This is a genomic window from Enterococcus sp. PLH-Efm8, assembly GCF_053011625.1.
In genome coordinates, this window is record NZ_CP172568.1 from 951,041 (window position 1) to 960,000 (window position 8,960).

Here is an 8,960-nt window from a genome sequence, read left to right on the forward strand (position 1 = left end):
ATAAAAAATAAAAACAGCTCTTCTTTTACGAAGAGCTGTTTTTTTGTGCTGTAACGAATTCATGGATAACTTGGACTACTTGTTCTTGAAGAGGCGTGACGATCTGCTGTGTTCGTTTTGCCAATGAAATCAAGAAGCGAGGCTGAACTTCATCTGAAAGAGGGAGGCAAACTAAATGATCTTCAGGATGGACAGCAATCTCTGCCAAAAAACCGATACCCACATTTTCTCGGACCATACTCTTTAAAATCGTCAAGTCATTGCTTTGATAAACAACTTTTGGATGAGTATGTGTTTGTTTAGAAAGCTTAGTGAATGCTGCGGGGTGGACATAATGTTCGTTCAATAGTACAAACTGTTCATCTGCTATATCTTTGAAAGAGACAGTATCCTGCTTGGAAAGAGGATGTGTAGGTGGCACGACGATCATGAAACGTTTGTCCAAAAGTAACTCTGTTTCTAAATATTGATCCACGATTGGCTGTGTTGAGCCTAATACAGCTAAATCGATCCTCCCTTGTCGGATCATCCCGTATAAGTCCCGAGAGCCTCCATCGGTAATCTCAATTTGATTCATCAATTCATGCTTGATAAAGTAACTTGACAGTTTAGGAAAGTATTCATTGCCGATAATAGGAGGCATGCCAAAACGAAGCTTTTTCTTTTGCAACTGAGTGATTTCAGCTCTTGCAGTAGAAATCTCTTGGAGAATGGTTTGTGCATGGAGAAACAGCTGCTTTCCAGAAGGCGTGACGATTAATTCGTGATGCGATCGATCTCTTGTAATAAGTACGGTGTCAAACTCTTTTTCAAGACGTTGTAATGCATATGTAATAGTAGGTTGGCTCACACGGAAATAATTAGCCACTTTCGTAAAATTTTTTTGTTTGACGATTTGGACATAGTATTCGATATCTTTCGTGTTCATGAAGATCATCCGCTCCTTTAATGGAATAATGATTATTGTAAATGATTCTGAGGATGATAGCAAACAGAGGCTTTCTAATAAAGATTTTTCTGTTTTTTTATGAACTGCAAGGTGTCAAGAAAATTTCATTGACAACATGCTTTTTGCCCTGTATAATTGCTTTTGTTGCTTAGGAGTGATGAAAAATGAAATGGTCTTTATTGGAATTGAGAAAATACCAGGAGACACCGTTAACTTTTCATGAGACGCTCGACTTGAAAGCCGCTCTCATGAAGCGAGACAATTTAATACTTGATGTTGCGCCAGTGGAAGTCGAAGGTTTGGTCTCAGTTGATAAGAAAGGCTATATCGTTCATTACACTGTGCAGACGACTTTGACAGTTCCTTCAACACGTTCACTAGAACCTGTTGAACTGCCCATGGATTTTTCTGTAGACGAAGTATTCATGACAGAAGAACAATTCCAAAGTAGAGATGAACAAATGTCTGCAGATGAGATTTTGCTAATTGAAGGTCCATTATTGAATTTAGCAGAGTCGATTGAAGACAACATCTTATTGGCGATTCCAATGCGGGTATTGACAAAAGAAGAGGAAGCAGCAACAGAACTTCCAAAAGGCAATGATTGGGAAGTTGTTTCCGAAGAAGAATACCAGCGCAGAAAAATGGAAGAAGCCGAGAATAAAATTGATCCTCGTCTTGCAAAACTATCTGAACTTTTTGATTCTAAATCAAAAGACGACGATAACAAGTAAGATTGGAATATATTGTGTCTAATTTAGATACAAGACTTTACAAGGAGGTGTAGCAAAATGGCAGTACCAGCTAGAAGAACATCAAAAGCTAAAAAAGCAAAACGTCGTACACACTACAAATTGACAATCAAAGGGTTAAACGAATGTCCAAACTGTGGTGAAATGAAAAAAAGCCATCACGTATGTGCAAATTGTGGTTACTATGATGGTAAGGACGTAATGTCAAAAGAAGCTTAATACATTTTAATTAGAAAATGTAAAACCTCAAGGCTAACCATGGAGCCTTGAGGTTTATTTTTTTGTAGTCGGTAAATAAAAAATATGGGCTCTTTGTCAATAAGGACTGATGGGTTGTACAAAATCAAATCTGGGTCAGAATGAACCTCATTCTGGCTCAGATTTTTTGTTATCTTACTTTGATTAATTGATTGATCAAAAAGATTCTAATTCTCATGTTCTCAAATGATTTAAATCCGTAGGATACTCGTTTCATTGTCTTTATATGGGTATTCTTCGCTTCTATTTTTCCATTGGTGTAAGGATAGATCATCGCGTTGGTGATGCCTTCTTCATAGGTCAGAAGGTTTTGGAGCTTTTCCCGAAAGCCGTCATCTAACGTTTCGGGAAGTTCTGCCAATAAGGAGAAAAATAAGTCAGGGTCTTTGTCTCGAAAGGCTTCAACTAATTCATGAAAATAGGGATACGCCTCCTTCAGGGACGTAGAAAAGCCAAGCAATCGATCAATCATCATCGCTTCCGTAAGAAATGGGTATTTTGGTGCTCGAAAACTTTTCCATGTTTTGTATTCATAATGGTTGATGTTTGCACGATTTTTTAGCAAAAAGCGCCAGTTCTTTTTCAGTTTTTCTGCCTGACTTTTCTGTCCTACTTTACGAAGTTCATTCATTTCACGGATACGCAACTCATTAAAGGCTTGATTCATGTGTTTGATAATATGAAACCGATCAATCACTACTTTCGCATTTGGCAGAATACGTTTGGTAAGCTGGAAGTAGGCGGCGTTCATGTCTGTGACTAAAAATTTTACTTCTTCAGGATTAGCGCAGCCTAAGAAATAGCTTGTTAATCGAGGCAATTTACGCGTAGGCAAGACATCAATTAATTGTCCTGTTTCGCCATCTGCGCAAATAAAGCTCATTTTATCTTCTATGGAAGCGTGCGAACGAAATTCATCAACCATCAATACTCTGGGGAGAATCCTCTTAGATTGCTTTGGTAAGTAGCTTTTAAACTCTTTCAACGTACGAATAACGGTGGTCAAAGATACCTGACAATTTTTCGCAATAAAAGATAAAGATACTTTTTCAGTCAGTAAAGAAGCAATTTTATATCTGACATGATTCGCGATTGAATGTCTGGGTTGAACAAAATAACTTTGAGCCGTCCAATGGGTTCGACAGTTTTTACAGGTATAGCGCTGCTTTTTTAAGCGCATAACCAAAGGCATGTGATTGTATTGTTCAAAGCGGACAATCGTTTCCTTCTTCCCATTTTTCACTACAATTACTTTCCCGTTTCCATCTACCACAGTAGAACCACAATTTCTACAGGTATGGGGAGCAGGTGAGAAAACAGCATCGACGATCAACGTCTTTTTCTTCTGAAAGGTCTCGTAAGAGACCTCTGTAATCATCAAATCTTTCTCTATTAATCGCAGCATTTTTTTGATAGAATCATTCATATAGCATATCGTCCTCTCAGTTGTTTATTTTGTCGTGATTTAATCATACTAGAGAACGATATGTTTTTTAATACCTAAAATAAAAATGGGGCTGAAGAATCAATTCTGATTCATCAGTCCCATAAATTATAGAGCCAAAATATGTTGTTCTTTAGTTTGCAATGTAGCCGTGTTAAGCTATAATGTAAGAGATTAGGGAGAAATCCCGTATGTAGGAGGAGTTCATATGTCAAAACAACAAATCGGCGTTGTCGGTATGGCCGTTATGGGTAAAAATCTAGCCTTGAACATAGAAAGCCGCGGCTATTCAGTGGCTTTATTCAATCGTACAGGGGCTAAAACAACCGCTGTAGTAGAAGAACACCCAGATAAAAATTTCAAAGCAACATATACAATCGAAGAATTTGTAGAATCTATCGAGAAACCACGTCGGATCTTGCTAATGGTCAAAGCAGGACCGGCAACAGATGCAACAATCCAAGAGTTACTTCCTCACCTTGATAAAGGCGATATTTTGATTGACGGAGGAAATACATTCTTTAAAGATACGATGCGTCGTAATGAAGAGTTAGCCAACTCTGGCATCAACTTTATCGGTACAGGCGTTTCCGGTGGTGAAGAAGGAGCTTTAAAAGGACCTTCAATCATGCCTGGTGGACAAAAAGAAGCCTATGCGCTAGTTGCACCAATCTTAGAGCAAATTTCTGCAAAAGCAGAAGACGGAGCACCATGTGTCACATATATTGGCCCAAATGGAGCCGGACATTATGTGAAAATGGTACACAACGGTATTGAGTATGGAGATATGCAACTGATTGCTGAATCTTATGACTTAATGAAGAATATTTTAAACCTTTCAGTAGAAGAAATGGCTGATATCTTTAAAGAATGGAATCAAGGCGAATTAGACAGCTATTTGATAGAAATCACTGCTGACATTCTGACACGTAAAGACGATGAAGGAACAGGTAAACCAGTAGTAGATGTGATCCTTGATGCAGCTGGGAATAAAGGAACAGGTAAATGGACAAGCCAAAGCGCGCTTGACTTAGGTGTGCCACTTCCATTGATCACTGAATCTGTATTTGCCCGCTATATTTCTGCTTATAAAGAAGAACGCGTACAAGCAAGCAAGATTTTGTCTCGTACGAACGATTTTGAGTTCACGGGAGACAAAAAAGAATTGGTCGAAAAAATCCGAGAAGCGTTGTATTTCAGTAAAATCATGAGTTATGCCCAAGGATTTGCTCAATTACGTGTCGCTTCAAAAGAATTTGATTGGGACTTGCCATTTGGTGAAATCGCAAAAATCTGGCGCGCTGGATGTATCATCCGAGCTCGATTCTTGCAAAAAATTACGGATGCCTATGACAAAAATCCTGAGATCGAAAATTTATTGCTAGATGATTACTTCGTTGAAATCACGAAAAAATATCAGCAATCAGTCAGAGACGTCGTTGCCTTGGCTGTCCAAGCTGGCGTACCTGTACCGACTTTCTCATCAGCCATCGCTTACTTCGATTCATACAGAGCAGAACGTCTGCCTGCAAATATAATCCAAGCCCAACGCGATTACTTTGGCGCACATACCTATGAACGTGTCGACAAAGAAGGAATCTTCCATTACTCATGGTACCATGAAGAATAATAGTCTTTCGGCTGTTAGGAAATGAGAAAATAAAAAGAGGACGAAAGAGCTGAAGTCGATTGTTATGAGTAGACTTCAGCTCTTTTTTAAAATTGCTATCCATGATAAAATGACTATAGATTTTTAAGCATATTATCGGTATAATGATAGAGTTTTTAAAAAGCCAGTAGAATAGAAAGGATAAAATAATAAATGAGCAATATTCTAATCATTGAAGATGAAAAGAACTTGGCACGATTTGTCGAGCTAGAGTTGAAGCATGAAGGGTATAACGCAGAAGTCCACTACAACGGCCGAACTGGTTTAGATGCGGCATTAAATAATGAGTGGGATGCCATATTGTTGGATCTGATGCTCCCAGAATTGAACGGTTTAGAAGTCTGCAGACGTGTACGCCAAGTCAAAAATACACCAATCATTATGATGACTGCAAGAGATTCTGTGATCGATCGTGTATCTGGACTTGACCACGGAGCAGATGACTACATCGTCAAACCATTTGCTATCGAAGAATTATTAGCACGTCTTCGTGCATTGTTGCGTCGAATCGATATTGAAGGCGATAAAAATGTGGCTAAACAAACTACTATTACTTATCGCGATTTGACTATCGAAAAAGAAAACCGTGTCGTACGTCGCGGAAATGAAGTAATTGAACTAACAAAAAGAGAATACGAGTTGCTGCTTACTTTAATGGAAAACGTGAACGTGGTATTAGCACGTGACGTTTTACTAAATAAAGTGTGGGGATACGAAACAGAAGTTGAAACAAACGTAGTGGACGTATATATTCGTTATCTTCGCAACAAAATTGACGTTCCCGGGGAGGAAAGCTATATCCAAACTGTACGCGGAACAGGTTATGTGATGCGCTCGTGATAAAGCCGAAAAAATCGGAAAAAAGAGAACTGAAAGGGCCCTCCTTGACAATCAAGTGGGCCTTTGCGAGTTCTTTCTTCATATTCGTTGTGTTTACAATTTTCGCTGTCATTACCTATAAATCATCTATCAATCTGATTGTGGCAAAAGAAAGAAACAATGTAGAGCGTACGATTTCAGAAGTAGCTTCTCGTTTGGCTAACTCGGATGAAGAACTGACATTAGTAAATACGTATCGTAATCTGACGAAAGCGACAAATGACGGAGATGAGGTCGTAGATCATACTTCACTGGTCGAAGGAAACTTAATGAAGATCGATTCCTTTATAGCTGAGCTAGGGCAGCCATCAATGGATCTTTATGTTTATGATTTGGACGAGAACTTGATTTTTAAAACCCATGAAAACAGTCGAAACCTGATTCAGACTACACGTAAAGTTCCAACGATCGTTACACTAGAAGGAAAAACTGGCTTTTTATCTATCCAGCCTATATATTCTAAAGGTACAAGAGAAAAGATCGGCTATGCGCAAAGCTTCTATGAATTATCTTCTTTCTATGATATTCGAAATAAGCTATTATTGACTCTTATTGTTTTAGAAGTTGTTTCTTTGATCTTAAGTAGTATTTTAGGTTTCTTTTTATCTTCTTATTTCTTAAAACCACTCAAGGTACTCAGAGATACAATGGATACTATACGTAAAGATCCGCAATCAGATATCCACATGCCTGAAATCGACACAAATGATGAATTGGCAGATTTAGCTGAAATATTCAATGAGATGCTTGACCGTATGCGTTTGTATATTGAACAACAAGAGCAATTCGTGGAAGACGTATCTCATGAGTTAAGGACACCTGTTGCAATTATTGAAGGGCATCTTAGTCTGCTAAATCGTTGGGGGAAAGATGATCCTGAGATATTAGAAGAATCATTAAGCGCCAGCATGCAAGAAATTAGCCGTATGAAAAGCTTAGTTCAAGAGATGCTAGACTTATCAAGAGCAGAACAAGTAGATGTTCATTATGCGAATGAAACAACTAAAGGAAAAGAAGTCACCTATCAAGTTTATAATAATTTCAAGATATTATATCCAGACTATGTGATCACTTTAGATGATGATTTGACAAAAGAAGTGACCCTGCAAATTTATCGTAATCACTTTGAACAATTAATCATTATCATATTGGATAACGCAGTAAAGTATTCAACTACACGAAAAGAAGTCCATATCTCTATTTCTTCCACTCTGAATGAATTTGAGATCGCGATTCAGGACTTTGGCGAAGGAATACCCAAAGAAGACCTTAATAAGATCTTCAATCGTTTTTATCGAGTGGATAAAGCAAGAGCTAGAACGAAGGGTGGAAATGGTCTGGGGTTGTCTATCGCTAAACAACTGGTTGAAAACTATAAAGGACGTATCTTAGCAGAAAGTGTAGTAGGGCAAGGGACAATTTTTAGAATCTTTATTCCTATCGCAAAGGCAGAAGACAAGTAAAGCATGTGCTTTACTTGTTTTTTTATATATCCAACAAAGAATAAGGTACAAAATACAAGCAAGTTAGAAATTCAGGGATGTCATTATAAAAAAAACTAGCGAACAATTAAATAGAATAACATCCGTTAATTAAACGTAAGTAGCTTTTAGATGAACGAAAAAACAATGAAATGCTGTAATATTCGTGTTTAAAAATAATAAATAAAAATAGGGAATTTTCTATTGCAATTTTATAAAGAGATTGCTATATTATTATTTGTTCTAAATGATTCCTTTAAGGTGTCACTAAAAATTATAAAAAATAGGGTTGACGCACTTTTGATGTCATGTTATAATAACGAAGTCGTTTGGATGAGGTAGCTAATAAAGCTTGATTTTATCGAAAAAAACTTCGAAAAAGTTGTTGACAAATAACAATAAAGATGATATGATAATCAAGTCGCTGCTAATGAGTGACAAAGACGTTTAGAAAAAATAAACAAAGAAGTTGTTGACATTCTCTTCTGAATCTGATAAGATTAAAGAGTTGTTGAAACAAAAAGATTAGACCTTTGAAAACTGAACAAAGTAAGACAAACCAAATGTGTAGGGCGTCTTGATTCAATTCAAGACAACAAACATTTTTAACAAGCAAGCAATATGCTAGCAAACAAATTGAGCTTAACAATCGCAAGATTGTTCGAACTTTTTATGAGAGTTTGATCCTGGCTCAGGACGAACGCTGGCGGCGTGCCTAATACATGCAAGTCGAACGCTTCTTTTTCCACCGGAGCTTGCTCCACCGGAAAAAGAGGAGTGGCGAACGGGTGAGTAACACGTGGGTAACCTGCCCATCAGAAGGGGATAACACTTGGAAACAGGTGCTAATACCGTATAACAATCAAAACCGCATGGTTTTGATTTGAAAGGCGCTTTCGGGTGTCGCTGATGGATGGACCCGCGGTGCATTAGCTAGTTGGTGAGGTAACGGCTCACCAAGGCCACGATGCATAGCCGACCTGAGAGGGTGATCGGCCACATTGGGACTGAGACACGGCCCAAACTCCTACGGGAGGCAGCAGTAGGGAATCTTCGGCAATGGACGAAAGTCTGACCGAGCAACGCCGCGTGAGTGAAGAAGGTTTTCGGATCGTAAAACTCTGTTGTTAGAGAAGAACAAGGATGAGAGTAACTGTTCATCCCTTGACGGTATCTAACCAGAAAGCCACGGCTAACTACGTGCCAGCAGCCGCGGTAATACGTAGGTGGCAAGCGTTGTCCGGATTTATTGGGCGTAAAGCGAGCGCAGGCGGTTTCTTAAGTCTGATGTGAAAGCCCCCGGCTCAACCGGGGAGGGTCATTGGAAACTGGGAGACTTGAGTGCAGAAGAGGAGAGTGGAATTCCATGTGTAGCGGTGAAATGCGTAGATATATGGAGGAACACCAGTGGCGAAGGCGGCTCTCTGGTCTGTAACTGACGCTGAGGCTCGAAAGCGTGGGGAGCAAACAGGATTAGATACCCTGGTAGTCCACGCCGTAAACGATGAGTGCTAAGTGTTGGAGGGTT

Annotated in this window: 7 protein-coding genes and 1 rRNA gene (1 of these 8 cut by a window edge); 6 read left to right on the forward strand and 2 right to left on the reverse strand. The window is 38.8% G+C overall.

Translation table 11 applies throughout. The annotated features are described in order from the left end of the window. Nucleotides 1-25: 25 nt before the first annotated feature. Nucleotides 26-928: a LysR substrate-binding domain-containing protein gene (locus tag ACIFUW_RS04735; RefSeq protein ID WP_002295354.1), complete on the reverse strand. Its 903-nt coding sequence runs from the start codon at nt 926-928 to the stop codon at nt 26-28. Nucleotides 929-1,113: 185 nt separating this feature from the next. Between ACIFUW_RS04735 and ACIFUW_RS04740 the strand changes: the two genes are divergently transcribed. Continuing rightward, nucleotides 1,114-1,683 carry a YceD family protein gene (locus ACIFUW_RS04740; protein WP_002295352.1) on the forward strand — a complete coding sequence of 190 codons (570 nt, stop codon included), beginning with the start codon at nt 1,114-1,116 and terminating at the stop codon, nt 1,681-1,683. A gap of 57 nt (nt 1,684-1,740) precedes the next feature. After that, a complete protein-coding gene (gene rpmF, locus ACIFUW_RS04745; protein WP_002290970.1) occupies nt 1,741-1,920 on the forward strand; it encodes a 50S ribosomal protein L32 in 180 nt (59 codons plus the stop codon). A 169-nt stretch (nt 1,921-2,089) separates the two neighbouring features. Here rpmF and ACIFUW_RS04750 read toward each other — a convergent pair whose 3' ends face one another. Beyond that, nucleotides 2,090-3,385, reverse strand: coding sequence for an ISL3-like element ISEfa5 family transposase (locus ACIFUW_RS04750; protein ID WP_002297185.1), 1,296 nt, complete (start codon nt 3,383-3,385; stop codon nt 2,090-2,092). 226 nt (nt 3,386-3,611) lie between these two features. On the opposite strand from ACIFUW_RS04750, the gene gndA reads away from it, so the two are divergent. The 4 genes from gndA to ACIFUW_RS04770 form a co-directional block, all read left to right on the forward strand. Next, nucleotides 3,612-5,033: an NADP-dependent phosphogluconate dehydrogenase gene (gndA, locus tag ACIFUW_RS04755; RefSeq protein ID WP_002295350.1), complete on the forward strand. Its 1,422-nt coding sequence runs from the start codon at nt 3,612-3,614 to the stop codon at nt 5,031-5,033. 192 nt (nt 5,034-5,225) lie between these two features. Then, nucleotides 5,226-5,912, forward strand: a complete 687-nt coding sequence (locus ACIFUW_RS04760; protein WP_002290973.1) for a response regulator transcription factor — start codon at nt 5,226-5,228, stop codon at nt 5,910-5,912. Next, nucleotides 5,909-7,414, forward strand: a complete 1,506-nt coding sequence (locus ACIFUW_RS04765; RefSeq protein WP_002298265.1) for a HAMP domain-containing sensor histidine kinase — start codon at nt 5,909-5,911, stop codon at nt 7,412-7,414. Before ACIFUW_RS04760 ends, ACIFUW_RS04765 begins: the two co-directional genes overlap by 4 nt. Nucleotides 7,415-8,100: 686 nt before the next feature. Next, nucleotides 8,101-8,960 (forward strand): 16S ribosomal RNA (locus ACIFUW_RS04770) (it continues 700 nt past the right edge of the window).

What these genes read in the sequence shown, in the direction of transcription:
- gndA (WP_002295350.1), top strand. Translation starts at nt 3,612, where the DNA reads ATGTCAAAACAACAAATCGGCGTTGTCGGTATGGCCGTTATGGGTAAA.
- ACIFUW_RS04760 (WP_002290973.1), top strand. Translation starts at nt 5,226, where the DNA reads ATGAGCAATATTCTAATCATTGAAGATGAAAAGAACTTGGCACGATTT.
- ACIFUW_RS04735 (WP_002295354.1), bottom strand. Translation starts at nt 928, where the DNA reads ATGAACACGAAAGATATCGAATACTATGTCCAAATCGTCAAACAAAAA.
- rpmF (WP_002290970.1), top strand. Translation starts at nt 1,741, where the DNA reads ATGGCAGTACCAGCTAGAAGAACATCAAAAGCTAAAAAAGCAAAACGT.
- ACIFUW_RS04740 (WP_002295352.1), top strand. Translation starts at nt 1,114, where the DNA reads ATGAAATGGTCTTTATTGGAATTGAGAAAATACCAGGAGACACCGTTA.
- ACIFUW_RS04750 (WP_002297185.1), bottom strand. Translation starts at nt 3,385, where the DNA reads ATGAATGATTCTATCAAAAAAATGCTGCGATTAATAGAGAAAGATTTG.